Below are 19,570 nucleotides of genomic sequence, written 5' to 3' on the forward strand. Positions count from 1 at the left end.
ACATGCCAAGCCCGCAGAGCAGTCCCCAGAACGATGACCAGCAGTCCGCCCTCCAGCAGTTCGGTATCAATCTGACCGACCGTGCCCGACAGGGCAAGCTCGACCCCGTGATCGGGCGAGACAGCGAGATCCGTCGAGTCAGCCAGGTGCTCACCCGTCGCACGAAGAACAACCCCGTGCTGATCGGCGAGCCCGGCGTCGGCAAGACGGCCGTCGTCGAGGGGCTCGCCCAGCGCATCGTGGCGGGTGACGTCGCCGAGTCGCTCAAGGACAAGGAGCTCGTGTCGCTCGACATCTCGGCCCTCGTCGCCGGGGCGATGTACCGTGGCCAGTTCGAGGAGCGGCTGAAGAGCGTCCTCAAGGAGATCACCGAATCCGACGGGCAGATCATCACCTTCATCGACGAGTTGCACGTGCTCATGGGCGCGGGCGGCGGCGAAGGCTCGGTCGCGGCGTCGAACATGCTCAAGCCGATGCTGGCCAGGGGCGAGTTGCGGCTGATCGGCGCGACGACTCTCAACGAGTACCGCGAGTTCATCGAGAAGGACGCCGCTCTCGAGCGTCGCTTCCAGCAGGTCTACGTCGGCGAGCCCACGGTCGAGGACACCATCGCGATCCTCCGGGGGCTCAAGGGCCGCTACGAAGCGCACCACGGGGTGACGATCGCCGACAGCGCGCTGGTCGCCGCCGCGGCACTGTCGAACCGGTACCTGCCGGCCAGGCAGCTTCCCGACAAGGCGATCGACCTGATCGACGAGTCGATGTCGCGGCTCAAGATGGAGATCGATTCGTCGCCGGTCGAGATCGACCAGCTGAAGCGTCAGGTCGACCGCATGAAGCTCGAAGAGCTGGCGCTCAAGCGCGAGAAGGACGCCGCGTCGAAAGAGCGGCTCGCGGCCCTCCGCGAGCAGCTCGTGGGCATGGAGGCGCAGCTCGCCGAGCTCGAAGCCCGCTGGGCGCGCGAGCGCCAGGGCCTCAACCGTGTCGGCGACCTGAAGAAGCAGCTCGACGATGCGATCACCCAGCGCGACCTCGCGATGCGGGAGGCCGACTACACGCGCGCCTCGAAGCTCGAGTACGAGACGATCAAGCGCCTCGAACGCGACATCGCCGAGGCCGAGCAGGCCGAGGCGACGGTGTCGACCGAGGGTCGTATGGTCAACGAGCAGGTCACCGACGAGGACATCGCCGCCGTGATCGCCGCATGGACCGGCATCCCCGTCGGACGACTGCTGCAGGGTGAGAGCGAGCGACTGCTGCACCTCGAATCCGAGCTCGGCAAGCGCCTGATCGGACAGAAGGATGCCGTGAAGGCCGTCTCCGATGCCGTACGGCGCTCGCGTGCGGGCATCAGCGACCCCGGTCGCCCGACCGGATCGTTCCTGTTCCTCGGCCCGACCGGTGTCGGAAAGACCGAGCTGGCGAAGGCCCTGGCCGACTTCCTGTTCGACGACGAGCGCGCCATGGTGCGCATCGACATGTCGGAGTACGGCGAGAAGCACTCCGTCTCCCGGCTCGTCGGAGCCCCTCCCGGGTACGTGGGCTATGAGCAGGGCGGTCAGCTGACCGAGGCGGTGCGACGGCGTCCCTACAGCGTCGTACTGCTCGACGAGGTCGAGAAGGCGCACCCCGAGGTCTTCGACGTGCTGCTGCAGGTTCTCGACGACGGTCGACTGACCGACGGACAGGGCCGCACGGTCGACTTCTCGAACGTCATCCTGATCCTCACCTCGAACCTCGGTTCGCCGATCCTCATCGATCCGACGCTGTCGCCCGTTGAGAAGCGCGAGCAGGTGATGGCGCTCGTGCACCAGGCGTTCCGGCCCGAGTTCCTCAACCGTCTCGACGACATCGTGATGTTCTCCGCGCTCAGTCAGGACGACCTGGCGCAGATCGTCGAGCTGTCGATCGACCAGCTGCACGACCGCCTGCGCGATCGGCGACTCACTCTGGCGGTCACGCCCGACGCGCGGTCGTGGCTCGCCGAGCGCGGCTACGACCCGATGTTCGGCGCCCGGCCGCTGCGGCGTCTCATCCAGACCGAGGTGCAGAACAAGCTGGCCACGGCGTTGCTCTCGGGCGGCGTGCACGACGGCGACCTGGTCAGGGTCGACGTCGCGGTCGACGGCAGCGGGCTCATGCTCACGTCGACGTCACCCGAACCCGAGCCCGATCTCGGATCCGACGACGACGATGTGATCGACGCCGAGCTGCTCGACGAGTAGGACCCGGCCATGTGCCTCGGTCACCCCCGGGCATGACAAGAGGGGCGGATGCCATGGCATCCGCCCCTCTTGTGTGTCGCCCGTGGGCGATGCGTCAGGCGCTGAGGATGACGGTCTCGTCGATCGGGCGACGCACGCGCGGGGCGACCTCGCCCTGCTGGAGTCCTTCAGGAAGACCGGCGGCGTCACCGAGCTCACCGACAGCGATGACGGTGAGGGCGGAGAATCGCGGCGACAGGTCGGCGAACTCGCGGATGACCTCGGGGTCGAAGCCGCTCATCTGGTGCACGAGAAGACCCTCGTGGTGGGCCTGCACCGAGAAGTGCGCGACGGCCTGGCCGAGGTCGTAGACCGCGTGGCTGATCGCCTTGCCCTCTTCGGACTCGGTCTCGGCGATCGCGACGACGAGCGCCGAGGCCTTCGAGGCCCAGAGCTGGTTGAACTCGACCAGCGAGTCGACGACCTGGTCGAACAGTGCGGTGCCGCGGCGAGCGACGATGAACCGCCACGGCTGCAGGTTGTAGGCCGACGGCGACCAGCGTGCGGCCTCGAGGGCGGCGTTCAGCTTGGCGTCGTCGATCGTGGTCTCGGCGTCGTAGGCGCGGGGGCTCCAGCGCCCGGCGAGGACGTCGAGGACGGGGTGCTCGGTGGGGGCGGTGCGGTCGATCACGGGAGTGCTCACGGAAGTGCCTTTCGAAAAGGAGTCGATCGGACTCCTTCGTCCGGGTACGAGGGTCTCAACAGATGTATGTGAACGCATATTCCCGATGACGCGAGATGACGTCGGGGGACGATCCGCGCTCAGTCCAGCAGGTTGCGGGATGCGGCGGAGGCGAGAGCTCGCCGCACCGCACGGATCGACGGCGCTGCGGCCGATACCCGACGAGCGGAGGAGAAGATCTCCCGACGTGGCTCATCGGGCAGCGGCGTGAGCGCGACGGTCGGTGCCTCGCCGGCCCACACGAGCTCGGGAAGGAGTCCGACGGCGAGACCGGCGCGGATCAGACGCACGTGCGCCGTGAGATCGGCGACCTCGAAGCGCACGTCGGGCTCGAAGCCGGCGGTGCGGCACAGCTGCTCGGCCCAGGCTCGCGACGCCGTGCCTGCGGGTTCGAGCACCCACGGCGCATCCCTGGTCGACCAGAGCGCGGCGACGGCGTCCTCGGCATCCCGGGTCCCCGGCTTCCTGGCCAGCGTGATGGAGTCGTGCACGAGCACCACCCGATCGAGATCGGCGTGGATCGGGCGGGTGCGACCGGGGTACTGCTCGGCGAGGATCAGGTCGAAGTCGCGGCTCGAGACGCCGACGAGCCCGGTCTCGGGATCGCTCTCGGTGACCTCGACGCGCAGGGCCGGATGCTGCTCGCGCAGCGCGTTGAGCGCCCCGGGGAGCAGGGAGTGCGCCGTCGATTGGAAGACCGCGATGTGCACGGTGCCGGTCACCTCGGTGAGCGACTCGGCGACCGCCACCTCGGCGTGTTCGAGCTGATCGAGGATGCCGATCGCCTCGGCCACGAGCACGGTGCCCTGCGGGGTGAACTGCACGCCGCGCCCCACCCGGCGGAGCAGCGGGACGCCGACGTCTCGTTCGAGGGCGCTGAGCTGCTGCGACACCGAAGCCTTGCTGTACGAGAGCGCATCGGCGACGGCCGAGAGCGTGCCGCGACGAGACAGTTCGACCAGCATCCGCAGTCGGTTGACGTCGAGCATCCTGAGCCTTTCGGAGTCGTCCCCATCGTTCACTCCGACTGAACAGAATGGTCCCGAATCGGTTGATAGACGTAGCCTACCAGCGAGGCTGACAATGATCGAGCCGCACACGTTCCCGGGTGTGCGATCCCCCTGGAAGGCTCACCCCGATGACTGTCGTCGCCGACACCACCACCCCCGACACCACGCCGAGCACCGACGAGGTCGCCGCCCTCGTGCAGCGTTGGCTCACCGAGAGCGAGACGCACCCCGTCGAGCCCGCAGCGCAGCGTCTCTCCGAGGTTCTCAAGGACCCGAACGGACTCGCCTTCACGGTCGGCTTCGTCGACGGCGTGATGCGCCCGGAAGACCTCAGTGTCGCCGGCCGCGCTCTCGCCGACCTCTCGGACATCACGCCCTCGCTGCTGCCCGGCTACCTCCGCGCCGCGATCAAGACCGGCGGCTTCTGGGCGCCGAAGCTGCCCGGCGTCGTCGTGCCGATCTCGCGCCGCGTGCTGCGCGCGATGGTCGGGCACCTCGTGCTCGACGCGACGCCGTCGAAGCTCGGCCCGGCGATCGCGAAGCTGCGCAAGAGCGGCAACCGCCTGAACCTCAACCTCCTCGGCGAGGCGGTGCTCGGCGAGCGTGAGGCCGGCCGCCGCCTGCAGGGCACCTACGACTTCCTCGCCCGCAAGGACGTGGACTACGTGTCGATCAAGGTGTCGAGCGTCGTCAGCCAGCTGTCGATGTGGTCGTTCGACGAGGCCGTGGCCGACGTCGTCGAGAAGCTCACCCCGCTGTACGAGCTCGCCGCGACCTCGGAGGCCGCCGGCAAGACCAAGTTCATCAACCTCGACATGGAGGAGTTCCGCGACCTCGACCTGACGATCGCGGCGTTCACCAGCATCCTCGACCAGCCCGGGCTCGAGAAGCTCGAGGCCGGGATCGTGCTGCAGGCCTACCTGCCCGATGCGCTCGGCGCGATGCAGCATCTCCAGGAGTGGGCCTCGGCTCGCCGCGCGAAGGGCGGTGCGCCGATCAAGGTGCGCGTCGTCAAGGGCGCGAACCTCGCCATGGAGCACGTCGACTCGGCGGTGCACGGCTGGCCGCTCGCCACCTACGGCACCAAGCAGGATTCCGACACGAACTACAAGCGGGTGCTCGACTGGTCGATGACGCCCGAGCGACTGGATGCCGTGCGCATCGGCGTCGCGGGACACAACCTCTTCGACATCGCATACACCTGGCTGCTGGCGCAGGCCCGCGGGGTGACGGATGCCGTCGAGTACGAGATGCTCCTCGGCATGGCGACGGGTCAGGCCGAGGCCGTCCGCAAGGACGTCGGTCAGCTGCTGCTCTACACGCCCGTGGTGAACCCGGCCGAGTTCGACGTGGCCATCGCGTACCTCGTGCGCCGCCTCGAGGAGAACGCGAGCCCGGAGAACTTCATGTCGGCCGTGTTCGAGCTGGCATCGGACCCCGCACTGCTCACTCGCGAGCGTGAGCGCTTCGAGCGCTCCCTGGCCGGTCTCGAGGCCGACCGCTCCGTGCCCTCGTCGAACCGCGTGCAGGACCGTGCGGCCGAGGCCGCCGCGGGTGCCGGCGGTGAGGTGACCACCGGTTTCGAGAACCAGCCCGACAGCGACCCGGCGATCGCCGCGAACCGCACCTGGGGTCGCGAGATCCTGGCGCGGTCGCTGGAGTCGACACTGGGTCTCGACTCGATCGCTCTCGCCAAGGTCGAGACGACCGACGAGCTCGACGGCATCTTCGCCGCCGCATCCGCCGCCGCCGTGCGGTGGGCCGCCCTGCCGGCCGCCGAGCGGGCGGCCGTGCTGCACCGCGCGGGCGACGAGCTCGCAGCCCGTCGCGGCCAGCTGATCGAGATCATGGCCCACGAGGCGGGCAAGACCATCGCCGAGGCCGACCCGGAGGTCTCGGAGGCGATCGACTTCGCGCACTACTACGCCGAGCGTGCCCTCGACCTCGAGAACGTCTCGGGTGCGGAGTTCGTCCCGTCCAAGGTCACCGTCGTGACGCCGCCGTGGAACTTCCCGGTCGCGATCCCCGCCGGTGGAGTGCTCGCCGGTCTCGCCTCGGGCTCCGGTGTGATCATCAAGCCCGCCAAGCTCACGCAGCGCTGCGGCGCGGTCATGGTGGAGGCGCTGTGGGCGGCCGGTGTGCCGCGTGACCTGCTCGCCCTCGTCGATCTCGCGAACCGCGATCTCGGAACGCGTCTCGTCGCCAGCCCCGAGGTCGACCGGGTCATCCTCACCGGTGCCTACGAGACGGCGCAGCTGTTCCGCTCGTTCCGCTCCGACCTGCCGCTGCTCGCCGAGACCAGCGGCAAGAACGCGATCATCGTGACGCCGTCGGCCGACCTCGACCTCGCGGCCGCCGACGTCGCCCGCAGTGCGTTCGGCCACGCGGGGCAGAAGTGCTCGGCGGCATCGCTCGCGATCCTCGTGGGCTCGGTCGCCGACTCGCAGCGCTTCGAGCGTCAGCTGGTCGACGCCGTCACCTCGATGCGCGTCGGCCTGCCCGACGACCCGGCGACTCAGATGGGACCGATCATCGAGCCGGCGAACGGCAAGCTGCTCACGGCGCTGACGACTCTCGAAAAGGGCGAGCGCTGGCTCGTCGAGCCGAAGAAGCTCGACGACGAGGGGCGTCAGTGGACTCCCGGCGTCAAGATCGGCGTCGCTCCGAGTTCGACCACGCACCTGACGGAGTTCTTCGGACCCGTGCTCGGCATCATGCGCGCGAAGGACCTCGACGAGGCGATCCGTCTGCAGAATGCCGTCGACTACGGCCTCACCGCCGGCATCCACTCGCTCGACTCCGATGAGGTCGCCACCTGGCTCGACGAGGTCGAGGCCGGCAACCTCTACGTCAACCGCGGCATCACCGGCGCGATCGTGCAGCGTCAGCCGTTCGGCGGCTGGAAGCGCTCCGCGGTCGGTGCCGGCGCGAAGGCCGGTGGCCCGAACTACCTGTTCGGCCTCGGAGACTGGGCCCCGGCCGAACTTCCCGCCGCAGCGCCCGGCGCCGCCGTGAACTCGGCCGTCGAGGGCGTGCTCGCCGCTGCGGGTGCAGACCTCGGCGCCGTCGAGATCGAGTGGCTGCATCGCGCCGCCGCGTCCGACGAGCGTGCCTGGGTCGACGAGTTCGGCGCCGTGAGCGACAAGTCCGGTCTCGGTGTCGAGCGCAACGTGTTCCGGTACCGCCCGGTCGCCGTCGACGTGCGCATCGCCGAGGCGGCGTCGCTCGCCGACGGCATCCGCGTGATCGCCTCTGCGCTGCGCAGCGGCAGCCCGTTCACGGTGTCGGCATCCGCTCTGCCGTCTCGCGTCGAGAAGGCGCTGCGCGCGCAGGGCGTGACTCCGAAGATCGAGAACGACGCCGCCTGGGTCAAGCGCTACGCGAAGGCCGCGGCGAAGGCCGAGCACACCTGGCAGCGCGTGCGCCTGGTGGGCGGCGATGCGTCGGCCCTGTTCGAGGCCCTCGGTGGCACGCCTGATGTCGCCGTCTGGTCGCACGCCGTGACGGGTGCGGGTCGCGTCGAGATGCTGCCGTTCCTGCACGAGCAGGCCGTCTCGATCACGAACCACCGGTTCGGCAACCCGACGACCCTGTCGGAGGGCCTGATCTAATCCCGGACTGTGACCGTCTGAACGACGAGGCCCCACCCTGCAGACGTCTGCGGGGTGGGGCCTCGTCGATGGAGGGGCGTCCGAGCGACCTCAGCCGCGCAGCGCCTCGCCGAGCTTGACCCGCGACCCCATGCGCAGCAGCGAGTTCTCGTAGATCTTCGCGCCGATCATGATCGCCGCGACGCAGCTGGCGAGCAGGATCACGAGGCTGAGCAGCGGCTCCCACCACTGCGCCTCGCCGACGAACAGCCGCATCGGCATGCCGACCGGAGCCGAGAACGGCACGTACGACATGATCGTCAGCACCAGCGGGTTGTCGTTGAAGAAGATGACCAGGATGTACGGCGCCATGATCAGCATCGTGATCGGGGTGGTGGTCGAGCCGATGTCCTCCTGACGCGAGACCATCGATGCGGCAGCGGCGAACAGAGCCGCCAGCAGGATGAAGCCGAAGAGGAAGAACACGGCGAACCAGATGATCGGGGCGCCGAGGGTCGACAGCACCTCGCGTTGACCCGTCGCTATGAGACCGATGGTGGCGACCGCGGCGAGGGCGAGGATCTGACCCATCGCGAGGATCGTGTTGCCGATCACCTTGCCCGCCAGCAGCGTGCGGGCCGAGATGGTCGACAGCAGGATCTCGACCACGCGGGTCTGCTTCTCCTCCACGACGCTCTGCGCGATGGTGCCGCCGAAGGTCGCCGCCGCACCCATGAAGACGACTCCGAACGCGATCGCGATGAAGTACCGCAGCAGCGGGTTCGTCGTGGCCGGTTCGAGGATCTCGATGTCGGGTGCCTGCGACAGCGCCGACACGAGGCTGGTCGGGGCGTCCTTGAGAGCGATGATCGTCACCCCGGTCGGTCCGTCGCCGGGGAGCACCGCGGCGTCGACCTTCTCCGATCGCACGAGCTCTTCGGCCGAGGCCTGGTCGGCGACCTCGGTGATCTCGACCGCGGGGAGAGCCGACACCTCGGATGCCGTCTCGGAGGTCACTGCGACGGGCATCGCATCGGTGTTCTTGCTCGCGAAGCCCCCGATCACGATCCCGGCGAGGGCGAGCAACAGCAGGATTCCGGTGGAGATCAGGAACGCCTTGCTGCGCAGCTTCGACCCGATCTCCCGCTCGGCGACGAGCCAGATCATCGATGCCTGCGAGGGCGAGCCTGCAGACCCGGTGGTGTTCGAGGTGCTCACTGGATGACCTCCTTGAAGATCTGGGCGAGGGACGGATGCTTGGGGGCGAAGCTCGCGACGTCTCCGCGTTCGACGGCGGTGCGCAGCACGCGCTGCGCGGTGTCGGCGTCTTCGGCGTCGAACAGGGCGTAGCCGCCCTCGAAATCGATCACGGTCACGCCGGGCTCGGCGCGCAGCCAGCCGGCATCCCCGGCGGAGACCAGCTCGTAGCGGTCGCCGGCGTGCTGAGCGCGCAGCCCGTCGCGCGAGCCGGCCGCGCGGATCGTGCCGCCGGCGAGGATCACCAGGTCGTCGCAGAGCCGCTCGACCACATCGAGCTGGTGCGAGGAGAACAGGATCGACGCGCCCTTGGCGGCGCTCGCCTGGAGCACCGACGCGACGACGTCGACCGCGAGCGGGTCGAGGCCCGAGAACGGCTCGTCGAGGATGAGCACCTCGGGGTCGTGCACGAGGGCGGCGGCGATCTGCGCGCGCTGCTGGTTGCCGAGCGACAGCGACTCGATCGTGTCTCCCAGGCGCTCGCCGAGTCCCAGCTCGGTGAGCAGCGCGGTCGCGCGCGACTCGGCATCCGCCTTGCTGAAGCCGTGCAGGCGGGCGAGGTAGACGATCTGCTCGAGCACCTTCATCTTCGGGTAGAGGCCGCGCTCTTCGGGCATGTAGCCGAAGTGGCGCCGGTCGGCGCTCGACAGCGGCCGACCGTCGAGTGCGACGGTGCCCCCGTCGGAGCCGAGCAGCCCGAGGACGATGCGCATGGTCGTGGTCTTGCCGGCGCCGTTGCCGCCGACGAACCCGGTGAGGCGCCCCGGCGCCACCTCGAACGAGACGTCGTCGAGCACGCGCCGAGAGCCGTAGCTCTTGGTGATGCCGGTGAGTACGAGCTTTCCTGTGGTCATGCCCTCACGCTATGGCGCGGTGCGGGACCGCGGCATCCCCCGCGTGACGGATCTGCGGGTGGAGTTGCGCAGCGCGGGAGGCGACGGCGGTCCGCCGTGCGGGGGAGAGCCCGCGTCAACGCAGGAAGAGCACCGAGAGGATACCGAGGGCGAACGGGGCCATGGTCACGACGAACATGACGCCGACGATGATCCCGACGATCAGCCAGGGGCTGCGTCGCCGGAGGCGCTGACCGGGCAGGGCGACGCCCGGCGGCGGGGGAGTGAGCAGCCCCGCGGGCGCAGCGAACGGCAGGGCGGGAGCTCCCGGATAGGGGCCCGGATGCTGCCCTGGAATCTGCCCGGGACTCTGCAGTGCTGCCGGGGATCCCGGATGCTGCGTGAGCCGCAGCCGGTCATCGCGCCAGCGCGCCCACTGGTCGAGCTTCGTGAGAAGCGCCCCGACGGCTCCGAACAGCCATGCCCAGGTGGCCGGGTCGAGGGTCGAGACATCGCGTCGTGCATAGAGGAAGAGCCAGTCGTCGACGATCTCGACGTCGAGCTGCGCGGCGTGGTCGATGAAGCGCGCCATCACATCGGGGGTGAACAGGTAGAGCGCATCGACCTCATAGCCCGTCGGGCAGTAGAGCGAGAAGTAGCGGTCGAAGTCGCCCTCTAGTGAGAGGCGCTGGTCGCTACTGAAGGCGCCAGCGAGCGTGCTGCCGAGCGTGTTGTTGCCGAGCGCGTCGAGCACGATGTTCGGCAGCGGCACGTCGAGTTTGACCGCGACGTATCCCCAGCGATGCGTCGTCGACTGCTTGCCGTTGCTGGTCGTGTACTGGTAGTTGCCGAACTCGACGAAACGCGGCTCCACGCCGCGCAGCACGTCGGTCGACATCCGACTCGAGCCCGACGAGAAGATCATGCCGGGCAGGGGCGGCTCGTCGATGCGGTCGAGATAGCTCATGGCATTGGCCCGGGCGAATCGCGCGAGGCGGAAGCGAGTGATGTTGCGCAGGCGGATGCTGCGGCGCACGAGCATCACGACGCCGACGACGATGCCGGCGAGAAGCACGAGCCCGATGAGCGCGGCGACGGCGACCCCCGCCTCCTGACCGACCGCATAGCCGAGGCCGAGGATCATGATCCCGAAGATGGGAACGATGCAGAGCAGCGCGAATCCGACGCCGACCCAGGCGATGATCCGTGCGGCCGACGTGGGATGAGCGGTGCGCTGGTCGCGTGCGAACGCGTCGACCTCGGCGGGATTCACCGGATCGAGCAGGGCGCGGGCGTCGAAGGACCCGGCGGGAGCACCGGCCGACGGCACAGGAGCGGGCGTGGGAACTGTCACGCGTCCACGGTAGCCGAGCGCCTTCTCCGCAGCGTCAGCGACGGCCGGCGTGCAGAGCGGTGCGCACGAGGAGTCCGGCCACGAGAGCCCAGAATGCGGCGCTGACGCCCAGCACCGCGATGCCGGATGCCGCCACCAGGAAGGTCACCACGGCGGGGATGCGCTCGCCGTGGTCGTCGATCGCCTGCTGCACCGACGACCCGAAGGCGGCGAACAGCGCGAGCCCCGCGACAGCCGGGATGACTGCGTCGGGAGCGAGCAGCACCAGCGCGGCGAACGCTGCCGAGAAGCCGCCGAGCACGAGGTACGAGACGCCGGTCGAGACACCGGCGACCCACCGGCGCCGTGGGTCGGGATCGGCGTCGGGTGAAGCGGCGAGGGCCGCGCTGATCGCCGCGAGGTTGATCGCATGGCCGCCTGCCGTCGCGCCGATCGCGGTGCCGACACCCGTGACGAGCATCGCCGGACGCCAGGGGACCTCGTAGCCGAAGCTGCGCATGATGGCGATGCCCGGCACGTTCTGCGAGGCCATCGTCACGATGAACAGCGGCAGCGCCACCCCGACCAGAGCGCCGACCGTGAACGTGGGGGCGGTCAGCTCGATCCGGGGGACGAGGAGTCCGGCATCCACTGCCGTGCTCTCCTGCACCAACGAGACGGCCACCACGACTGCTGCCGCGACGAAGGCGAGCGGCACGGCCCACCGCGGCGCGAGACGCGCGAAGGCCAACCACGTGATCACCACGGGAACCACGCCCCACGGATTCGCGACGAGTCCGGTGATCGGTGCGAGACAGAGGGGCAGGAGCACTCCGGCGAGCATGGCCTGCGCGATGGACGGAGGGATGCGGGCGATCAGGGTGCCGAGAGCGGGCCACAGCGCCGTGAGCAGGATGAGCGCGGCCGTGACGAGGAACGCGCCGACCGCTGCCGACCATCCGCCGTCCACTGCTCCGGTGGCGGCGAGGAGGGCGGCGCCGGGAGTCGACCAGGCGACGGTGATCGGCATCCGATATCGCCAGGCGAGGACGACGCAGGCGAGCCCCATCGTGAGACTGACCGCGAGCAGCCCGCTGGCGGCCTGCTCGGGGGTCGCTCCGACGGCGCTGAGGCCCGTGAGCACCACGGCGAACGAGCTCGTGAACCCGACCAGCGCGGTGACCACCCCGGCCAGGATCGGTCGGGAGAGGGGCGCGGCGGTCGGCATGGGTCAGAGGCTATCGCGTGTCGAGGTCACGCCAATCCCATCCGGTGCGCGAGGACGACGGCCTGCACGCGGTCGCGCGCGCCGAGCTTCTGCAGGATGCGCGACACGTGCGTCTTCACCGTCGCCTCTCCGATGAACAGGGCGCTCGCGATCTCGGCGTTGCTGCGCGCATCGGCCAGCAGCACGAGCACCTCCGCCTCACGGTCGGTGAGCGGGTCGGCGAGCACGGTCGCTGCGACCTGCGACGGCACGGAGGCGGATGCCGGTGCGGATGCCGGTCCGGGGGCCGTCGTGAACCGAGCCAGTACGCGTCGTGTGACCTCGGGTGCCAGCATCCCGTCGCCCGCGGCGAGGGCCCGCACCGCGGCGATGAGATCCTCGGCGCCGGCGTTCTTGAGCAGGAAGCCACTCGCACCGGCGTCCAGCGCCTGATAGAGGTAGTCGTCGCGATCGAACGTCGTGACGATCGCGATGGCCGCGCCGACCTCCGGGTCGGCGACGATCCGCCGAGTGGCCTCGATGCCGTCCATGTCGGGCATCTGCACGTCCATCGTGATGACGTCGGGGCGCAGAGCGGATGCCTGCGCCACGGCGTCGGCGCCGGTCGCCGCCTCGCCGACCACCGTGATGTCGGGTTGCGTGTCGAGGATCGTCCGGAATCCGGCGCGCAGCATCGCGTGATCGTCGACGAGCAGGACGCGGATGGGTGCGTCGGACCCGCTCATGAGGAGACACCCGTCTCGATCGGCGACGCGGCCTGCGCGCCGCCGGCGCCGGTGAGCGGAACTCGAGCCCGCACCCGCAGACCTCCCGCCGCGCGAGGAGCGACGTCGAGCGTGCCACCGGATGCCGCGGCGCGTTCGCGCATGCCCAGCTGACCGAGTCCGGGGCGAAGCACGGCCACGGCGCGACCGGTGTTGACGATCTCGACCTCGACCCCGTCATCGTCGTAGCGCACGCGCACATCGGCGGTCGCGCCGACGCCGGCATGACGCCGAGCATTCGTGAGCGACTCCTGGGTGATGCGATACAGGTTCACGGACACGACCGAGGGCACGGGCCTCGGGGTGCCGATCACCGCATAGTCGGTGGGCAGCCCCGCCTCCGACGACGCGTCGACCAACGAGCGGATGTCGTCGAGCGTCACGGTCGACGCGGCATCCGCCGTCTCGCCACCGGGTGTGCGCAGCGTCTCGAGCAACTGCCGCAGCTCGTGGATCGCATCGCGCGCGGAGTCCTCGATGCCGCTGAGGATGCTCGTGGTCTTCGCAGGGTCCTGATCGATCACGAGACGAGCGGCGCCCGCCTGCACGCCCATGACCGACACGTGATGGGCGACCACGTCATGCAGCTCTCGGGCGATGCGCACGCGGTCGAGGGCGACGGCCTGCGCCGCGGTCACCTCGCGCTCCTGCTCGAGTTCGGCCGTGCGCTGCTCGAGCACCGCGCGTTCGCGTGCGGCGTGCCAGGAGCGCTCGCCGAAGTAGTAGGCGCCGCCGAAGTACAGCACGTTCAGCAGCAGCTGGATGAGCATGAACGCGAGGTACGGAGACAGGAGTCCCGCCGCGACCTCGGCCTTCGCCGCCTCTTCGATGGCTTCGCGGTACATCGTGATGATCAGCCAGACGAACATGCCCAGGATGATGCCGATGCGCACGATCATCGCGGCCCGGCGGTTGTTCATCCAGGCGCCGACCGTATACAGCGACACGAACATGGCGATGTTGCCGACATAGATCTCGGGCACCTGGAACGAGATGGCGAGGAAGTATGCCAGCGACACGGCGATCGCGACCGGGGCCGGCCAGCGCCGACGCACCGCCAGCGGTGCGGTGACCGCGACCGCGTAGACGAGAGCCGTCCACGGTTCTGCCCGGGTGTCGCCGTAGATGTCGGCCACGGTCGAGAGAGCGGCGCTGAGGACGGCGCCGACGAACATGACCGCCGCGAGCACGAGGTCGCTGCGCTGCTCGCGGACGCTGGGGATGCGGGTGAACGGCGCTGCAGGCATCCTCTTACCGTAGAGCCGGGGCGGATGCGGCGGCATCCCCCGCACGGGGGATCGTGGCGGGGCCGTGGTGACGTGCAGACACGCGATCCTGCGAGAATCGAGCGTGACCTCGACTCCGCACACCGCGAAGCCCCGCCTCGCCCCGCTGTACCTCGCCGGATTCACCACCGCTTTCGGGGCCCACGGCATCGCGGCGGCGCTGGGCGCGGAGACCGAGGACATCGGGTGGACGCTGCTCGCGTTCGGGCTCACGCTGGCGCTCTACGACCTCGCCGAGGTGCTGCTCAAGCCGCTGTTCGGCGCGCTGAGCGACCGGGTGGGCGTGCGCCCTGTCATCATCGGCGGCCTCCTCGCGTTCTCGGCGTTCTCGGTCGTCGGCGCCGTGGTTCCCGGCATGCTCGGACTCGTCATCGGTCGATTCGGGCAGGGTGCGGCGGCATCAGCCTTCTCGCCGTCGTCGTCGGCTGCCGTCGCCCGGCTCACCGACGATGCCACCCGCGGGAAGTACTTCGGTCGCTACGGCTCGTGGAAGAGTCTCGGCTACGCGCTCGGTCCGCTGATCGGCGCCGTGCTCGTGGTCTGGGGCGGCCTGCCCGCGCTGTTCTGGGCGCTCGCCGTGCTCGGTCTCGGCGCTGCACTGTGGGTCGCTGCAGCGGTGCCACGGGTCGCCGTGCTGCCCCGCAAGCGAGTCACGCTCGTCGATCTCGGTCGAGAGCTGATCGCGCCCGGATTCCTCGTCCCGACCCTGGTGCTGGCGGCGACGACCGGCGCCCTGGCGGTCGCCGTCGGATTCCTCCCGCTGCTCGGGCGGCAGGCCGGGCTCGACATCGTCTGGAGCATGGCCATCGTGACCGTGCTCGCGATCGCGTCGAGCGTGGCTCAGCCGTTCGTGGGCGCCGCGCATGACCGCGGGCGCATCTCGGTGCGCACAGGCGCCGTCGGCGGCCTGGCGCTGATCGCGGCCGGCATCGCGCTCGCCGCGGTCACTCGGACTCCGGCCGCGCTCGTCGTCACCGCGCTGCTGGTCGGCATCGGCGTCGGGGTCGCGACGCCGATCGCGTTCTCGCACCTGGCCGCATCGACCCCGCCGGAGCGGATGGGCCGCACGATGGGCAGCGCCGAACTCGGACGCGAGCTGGGAGATGCGGGTGGTCCTCTCGTGGCGGGCGCCGTGGCGACGGCATCCGTCCCCGGCGTCGGTCTCGCGGCGGTGGCCGCGCTCACGGCCGGAGCCGGAGTGCTCGCGCTGGTGGGATTGCGGCGGGACCGCAGAAGCTCTTGACGCGTCACTTGTATTTTGCAAGTGTTGGTGCATGAGCCTCTTCATCACCTGCCCCGTCGAGAGCGTCGACCGGGCCACCGCGTTCTACACCGCTCTCGGCTGGACCCTCAACGCCGAGATGTCCGATCACAATGTGTCGTGCTTCATGATCGCGCCCGAGCAGTACGTGATGCTCGGCAGCCGCGAGATGTATGCGAGCGTCGGCGGCACGGAAGACGTGATCGGCGGCCCTGACACCCCCTCGAAGGTCACTGTCTCGTTCGACCTCGACAGTCGTGAGGCGGTCGACGAACTCGTCGACCGCGCGGCTGCCGCTGGCGGTCGGATCGGCGACACCGACGACTACCCCTTCATGTATCAGCGCCAGTTCGACGATCCGGACGGCTATCACTACTCGCCGTTCTGGATGAAGCCGGACGCCGATCCGGGCGCGTGAGCGACCTCGCCGCAGCCCTCGACGTCGTCGGTGCCCGCTGGGCCCTTCTCATCGTCGAGAAGCTGCTCGACGGGCCGCAGAGATACGGCGATCTGCAGCGTGAGCTCGGAGCTCCGACGAACATCCTCGCGACACGTCTGCGCGAGCTCGAAGCGGCCGGAGTGCTGCGGCGACTGCCCCTGCGGCACAACACGCGCGCCTATGCCCTCACCGAGCGAGGCGTCGCATTGCGGGAGGCGATCGAGGCTCTCGGCCGCTGGGGCGCGGAGGTGCCGGCACCCGCCGAGCAGAACGAGCGCATACTGTGAACATCGCCGCCCTCTCGTGCGAAGGAGCACTCTGATGACCGGACGCATTCTGATCGACCTCTTCATGACCCTCGACGGCGTCGCGCAAGGGCCGGGCGGCATCGACGAGGATCCGTCCGGAGGCTTCGAGTTCAGCGGTTGGCAGGCAGGGTATCCGTCGTCGGGGATGGGGCCCCAGGTGCAGCGGGGGATGCAGGGACTCGATGCGCTGCTGCTCGGGCGCCGCACGTACGACATCTTCGCCGCGTACTGGCCACATCACACCGACGGTCCGTCGGGGGAGATCGGCAGGCTCTTCGATCGGGTCCCGAAGTATGTGGCGACACGGGATGCCGACCTCGATCTGTCATGGAAGGGCAGCGAGCGCGTCGGTGACGATCTCGCCGCGGAGATCGCCGCGATGCGCGAGCGGCACGACGAGGTGCACGTGATCGGCAGCATCGACCTCGCGCACTCGCTGCTGGCCGAGGGTCTGTTCGACGAGCTCAACCTATGGGTGTATCCGATCCTCCTCGGCACGGGCAAGAAGGTCTTCGACGACGGCACTGAGCCGGCGGTGCTGCGGCTGCTCGAGGCGCCGGTCGCCGACGACAGCGGAGTGCTGCTGCTGCGCTACGGGCGGACGGATCGGGTGCCCGAGGTCGGCACCTTCGAGGACTGAAACGGTAGCAGAGGGGCGACTTCCGTCCCCGCGCGGGATCCTCTATGTTCGGAGACACAAGATCGCGGTGTTGTTTCGGCTAACTGTTGGGGGCAGGTCTCGTGAGTCAGTTTCATGTGAGCCAGATAGAGACATATATTCGTGATATCCACGAGGAGGACCACTGGGATTCTTCTATCACGAATGTCAATAACCTGTCTCGTCTGCTGGCCTACTGGTCGATCGAACTGATTCTCGGAGAAGCCGACGGAGCTTCCGCAATCGTCGAAGTCACCGATGGTGGCGAAGATCGCGGTATCGACGCGGTTGGGGTCAACACTGCCACCAAGGAGGTCGTCTTCGTGCAATCTAAGTGGCGACAGGATGGCACCGGATCGATGGCGCTCGGCGATGTACTTAAGTTTCTTCAGGGAGTGCGCGCCTTGTTGGGAATGAAGGTCGAAGATCAGCCTGTTCATGCAACGGAGTCCACGCGTAACGCGATTCAGACGCTACTCAAGACGCCTGGCGCAAGAATTCGCCTCGTTACGGCGACGACGGCGTCTGAGTCGCTCAGCGCAGAAGTGACTCAACCTATAACGGAGCTTCTGGAGTCTCTCAACGATCTGCCAGGCACTGAGCCGATGGCATCACACAAGCATCTCGGCCAGTCCGATTTGTTCAATGCGATCGCTGATGGAGACCGACCCACAGTGGACCTCGAGCTTCAGATCCTTGACTGGGGCAAGGCCGCCGAGCCTCAGAAGATGTACTACGGCCGTGTCAGTGCGGCACAGGTGGCGGCCTGGTTTGACGAGCACGGCACGGATTTGTTCGCCGACAATATTCGCGTAGTCATTCCACGATCAGATATCAATGATGGGATCCTGACAACGATTCAGGATGAGCCCGAAAACTTCTCGTACTACAACAACGGAATCACGATTCTGGCTCGATCGATCGACCTCGCGCTTGGCGGCGCCTTGAGCCGAGACGTTGGCTACTTCAAGCTCACCGGAGCTAGCGTCGTCAACGGAGCACAAACTGTTTCAACCCTCGGTTCGGCGCTCAATACCGACGCGGAAGCGAACCTGGGAGCTGCATACGTAATTGTCCGCTGTATCGAAGTTCCGGAGACTGAGCAGGGCCTCGCTCAGCAGGTAACTCGCTTCGCTAACACCCAGAATGAAGTGTCGAGCCAAGACTTCGCGTTTCTCGACGAGCAACAGCATAGGCTCGCCCGAGAACTGCAGGTTCTGGGTTTTGAGTACATCGTACGCTCAGCAGAGGTACCGCGGTCCAATGACCGTTCTAAAGTCATCGAGATTCGTGATGCGGCTGTGGCGCTAGCATGTGCGCACCCCAAGCTAAGCTACGCGATTATCGCCAAGCGAGAGGTCTCTCGTCTTTTCTCCGAAGGCCCGGTCTATTCGGCGCTGTTCAATCCTTCGACCGACCCGCTGGTGCTCTCGCGCGCGGTGGCCATTACCGCTGAGGTTGACCGCGTTCTGGACTCGATGCAGTCCGACGCTGAAGGTGTTGAGGCAGGAGTTGCCGTTCACGCAAGGCGTGTTATCGCCCACATCGTGATGCGCGGGATCGGAACGAAAGCGCTCGCGGACCCGGCCACGGAACTTTCAACAATCATCGACGGGATCGCGGAAACGGCTGAGCTACTGCTGGCAGCGCTCGTAGTGGTGTTCCCAGCAAACGCGTACCCGGGTAACGTCTTCAAGAATCAGGCCCGAGTGCAGGAGCTTCTTCAGGCGAGTCAAGAGATGATTGGTCAGAAAATGGAGGCCAGATCGTCCTCGACTTCTTAGGTTCGACTTCGAGTCATAGCCGTTGCGCAGCCGAGGGGGGCGAGAAGGTCAGATCAGCCGATCCCGAGCACCCGCTCGATCACCCTCGCCACCCCGTCGTCGTCGTTCGAGGTGGTCGTCTCATCCGCGGCGTCCTGCACGACGTCCGTCGCGCCGGCCATCGCCACACCGTGGCCGGCCCAGCGCAGCATCTCGACGTCGTTGAGGGCGTCGCCGAAAGCGATCACATCGCGGCGGTCGATCTCGAGGTGCTCGCAGAGGCGCGCGAGCCCGGTGGCTTTGGTCACGCCCTCGGCCGTGACCTCGACGAACGGGGCGCCTGAGAGCGTCGCCTCGAAACCGGTCAGCCCGAGGTCGCGCAGCGCGTCGAACAACGCCGTCGGGGTGAGTTCTGGGTGCCGGATCACGAGCTTGAGGCTGGGTGCGGCCAGCACATGATCGAGTTCGACGCCGCCCATCGTGCGTGGATCGCGTTTGTGGTCGGCGAGATCGGCGATCTCGGCATAGCCGTGCTGCGCGACGAACGTCTCGCCGCCCTCACGCACGCTCGCGAACAGCAGTCCGGGGATGCTGGCGCGCAGCGCCTCGGCCAGGGTGCGGATCGTCTCTGCCGGAAGCTCTTCCGCGAACAGCATCCGTCCATCGACGAGATGCGTCGCGTAGGCGCCGTTGCTGCACAGCGCCCAGCCGTCGAAGCCCGCGCCGTCCGCGAGCGCGCGTAGACCTATCGGCTGGCGAGCGGTCACCGGGACGACGTGGATGCCACGGGCGCGCGCCGCGTCGAGGGCCGCGCGGGTGCGCCGCGTGACCGATGCCGAGGAGTCGAGCAGTGTCCCGTCGAGATCGGTCGCGATCAGGCGGACGGTCACAGTC

The 19,570-nt window shown here is 68.4% G+C and carries 16 protein-coding genes; 7 read left to right on the plus strand and 9 right to left on the minus strand.

The features are described 5' to 3' along the window. Positions 1 to 2: 2 nt before the first annotated feature. Complete coding sequence (locus tag AB0P11_RS14025; protein WP_363522548.1) at positions 3 to 2,225, plus strand: AAA family ATPase; 2,223 nt, start codon at positions 3 to 5, stop codon at positions 2,223 to 2,225. 94 nt (positions 2,226 to 2,319) lie between these two features. On the opposite strand, the gene AB0P11_RS14030 is transcribed toward AB0P11_RS14025, so the two are convergent. Both AB0P11_RS14030 and AB0P11_RS14035 read right to left on the minus strand, forming a co-directional pair. After that, positions 2,320 to 2,907 (minus strand): nitroreductase family protein, encoded by a 588-nt coding sequence (locus tag AB0P11_RS14030; RefSeq protein WP_053098035.1) that lies wholly within the window; start codon positions 2,905 to 2,907, stop codon positions 2,320 to 2,322. Between the two features lie 119 nt (positions 2,908 to 3,026). Continuing rightward, positions 3,027 to 3,935: a LysR substrate-binding domain-containing protein gene (locus tag AB0P11_RS14035; RefSeq protein ID WP_053098034.1), complete on the minus strand. Its 909-nt coding sequence runs from the start codon at positions 3,933 to 3,935 to the stop codon at positions 3,027 to 3,029. Between the two features lie 149 nt (positions 3,936 to 4,084). On the opposite strand from AB0P11_RS14035, the gene AB0P11_RS14040 reads away from it, so the two are divergent. Continuing rightward, on the plus strand, positions 4,085 to 7,567 hold the full coding sequence (locus tag AB0P11_RS14040; protein ID WP_363522551.1) for a bifunctional proline dehydrogenase/L-glutamate gamma-semialdehyde dehydrogenase: 3,483 nt from the start codon (positions 4,085 to 4,087) through the stop codon (positions 7,565 to 7,567). Between the two features lie 90 nt (positions 7,568 to 7,657). Here the strand turns inward: AB0P11_RS14040 and AB0P11_RS14045 are convergent, their stop codons facing one another. The 6 genes from AB0P11_RS14045 to AB0P11_RS14070 all read right to left on the minus strand — a co-directional run bounded on the left by AB0P11_RS14045 (position 7,658) and on the right by AB0P11_RS14070 (position 14,208). Beyond that, positions 7,658 to 8,713 carry an ABC transporter permease gene (locus AB0P11_RS14045; protein ID WP_363522730.1) on the minus strand — a complete coding sequence of 352 codons (1,056 nt, stop codon included), beginning with the start codon at positions 8,711 to 8,713 and terminating at the stop codon, positions 7,658 to 7,660. 47 nt (positions 8,714 to 8,760) lie between these two features. Then, complete coding sequence (locus AB0P11_RS14050; RefSeq protein WP_363522553.1) at positions 8,761 to 9,657, minus strand: ATP-binding cassette domain-containing protein; 897 nt, start codon at positions 9,655 to 9,657, stop codon at positions 8,761 to 8,763. 115 nt (positions 9,658 to 9,772) lie between these two features. Beyond that, positions 9,773 to 10,990 carry a hypothetical protein gene (locus AB0P11_RS14055; RefSeq protein WP_363522555.1) on the minus strand — a complete coding sequence of 406 codons (1,218 nt, stop codon included), beginning with the start codon at positions 10,988 to 10,990 and terminating at the stop codon, positions 9,773 to 9,775. Positions 10,991 to 11,024: 34 nt separating this feature from the next. Next, positions 11,025 to 12,197: a benzoate/H(+) symporter BenE family transporter gene (locus tag AB0P11_RS14060; RefSeq protein WP_230101035.1), complete on the minus strand. Its 1,173-nt coding sequence runs from the start codon at positions 12,195 to 12,197 to the stop codon at positions 11,025 to 11,027. Between the two features lie 26 nt (positions 12,198 to 12,223). Then, positions 12,224 to 12,922, minus strand: coding sequence for a response regulator transcription factor (locus AB0P11_RS14065; RefSeq protein WP_053098030.1), 699 nt, complete (start codon positions 12,920 to 12,922; stop codon positions 12,224 to 12,226). Then, positions 12,919 to 14,208 carry a sensor histidine kinase gene (locus AB0P11_RS14070; protein WP_363522558.1) on the minus strand — a complete coding sequence of 430 codons (1,290 nt, stop codon included), beginning with the start codon at positions 14,206 to 14,208 and terminating at the stop codon, positions 12,919 to 12,921. The genes AB0P11_RS14065 and AB0P11_RS14070 overlap by 4 nt, the downstream gene beginning before the upstream one ends. A 103-nt stretch (positions 14,209 to 14,311) precedes the next feature. On the opposite strand from AB0P11_RS14070, the gene AB0P11_RS14075 reads away from it, so the two are divergent. From AB0P11_RS14075 to AB0P11_RS14095, 5 genes are all read left to right on the plus strand, one after another. Then, positions 14,312 to 15,490, plus strand: a complete 1,179-nt coding sequence (locus AB0P11_RS14075) for an MFS transporter (RefSeq protein WP_363522560.1) — start codon at positions 14,312 to 14,314, stop codon at positions 15,488 to 15,490. A gap of 31 nt (positions 15,491 to 15,521) precedes the next feature. Next, positions 15,522 to 15,926, plus strand: coding sequence for a VOC family protein (locus AB0P11_RS14080; RefSeq protein WP_053098028.1), 405 nt, complete (start codon positions 15,522 to 15,524; stop codon positions 15,924 to 15,926). After that, positions 15,923 to 16,234: a helix-turn-helix domain-containing protein gene (locus AB0P11_RS14085; protein WP_056280383.1), complete on the plus strand. Its 312-nt coding sequence runs from the start codon at positions 15,923 to 15,925 to the stop codon at positions 16,232 to 16,234. The genes AB0P11_RS14080 and AB0P11_RS14085 overlap by 4 nt, the downstream gene beginning before the upstream one ends. Positions 16,235 to 16,268: 34 nt before the next feature. Then, complete coding sequence (locus AB0P11_RS14090) at positions 16,269 to 16,895, plus strand: dihydrofolate reductase family protein (RefSeq protein WP_363522563.1); 627 nt, start codon at positions 16,269 to 16,271, stop codon at positions 16,893 to 16,895. 101 nt (positions 16,896 to 16,996) lie between these two features. Beyond that, on the plus strand, positions 16,997 to 18,697 hold the full coding sequence (locus AB0P11_RS14095; RefSeq protein ID WP_363522565.1) for an AIPR family protein: 1,701 nt from the start codon (positions 16,997 to 16,999) through the stop codon (positions 18,695 to 18,697). 53 nt (positions 18,698 to 18,750) lie between these two features. On the opposite strand, the gene AB0P11_RS14100 is transcribed toward AB0P11_RS14095, so the two are convergent. Continuing rightward, positions 18,751 to 19,566 carry an HAD family hydrolase gene (locus AB0P11_RS14100; RefSeq protein ID WP_363522567.1) on the minus strand — a complete coding sequence of 272 codons (816 nt, stop codon included), beginning with the start codon at positions 19,564 to 19,566 and terminating at the stop codon, positions 18,751 to 18,753. Between the last annotated feature and the right edge of the window lie 4 nt (positions 19,567 to 19,570).

Source organism: Microbacterium sp. NPDC079176 (assembly GCF_040686675.1).
Classification (GTDB): domain Bacteria; phylum Actinomycetota; class Actinomycetes; order Actinomycetales; family Microbacteriaceae; genus Microbacterium.

Excerpts from the sequence above, each read along its gene's own strand:
- AB0P11_RS14060 (WP_230101035.1), bottom strand. The coding sequence starts at position 12,197 with ATGCCGACCGCCGCGCCCCTCTCCCGACCGATCCTGGCCGGGGTGGTC.
- AB0P11_RS14080 (WP_053098028.1), top strand. The coding sequence starts at position 15,522 with ATGAGCCTCTTCATCACCTGCCCCGTCGAGAGCGTCGACCGGGCCACC.
- AB0P11_RS14040 (WP_363522551.1), top strand. The coding sequence starts at position 4,085 with ATGACTGTCGTCGCCGACACCACCACCCCCGACACCACGCCGAGCACC.
- AB0P11_RS14025 (WP_363522548.1), top strand. The coding sequence starts at position 3 with ATGCCAAGCCCGCAGAGCAGTCCCCAGAACGATGACCAGCAGTCCGCC.
- AB0P11_RS14070 (WP_363522558.1), bottom strand. The coding sequence starts at position 14,208 with ATGCCTGCAGCGCCGTTCACCCGCATCCCCAGCGTCCGCGAGCAGCGC.
- AB0P11_RS14035 (WP_053098034.1), bottom strand. The coding sequence starts at position 3,935 with ATGCTCGACGTCAACCGACTGCGGATGCTGGTCGAACTGTCTCGTCGC.
- AB0P11_RS14045 (WP_363522730.1), bottom strand. The coding sequence starts at position 8,713 with ATGATCTGGCTCGTCGCCGAGCGGGAGATCGGGTCGAAGCTGCGCAGC.
- AB0P11_RS14065 (WP_053098030.1), bottom strand. The coding sequence starts at position 12,922 with ATGAGCGGGTCCGACGCACCCATCCGCGTCCTGCTCGTCGACGATCAC.
- AB0P11_RS14050 (WP_363522553.1), bottom strand. The coding sequence starts at position 9,657 with ATGACCACAGGAAAGCTCGTACTCACCGGCATCACCAAGAGCTACGGC.
- AB0P11_RS14090 (WP_363522563.1), top strand. The coding sequence starts at position 16,269 with ATGACCGGACGCATTCTGATCGACCTCTTCATGACCCTCGACGGCGTC.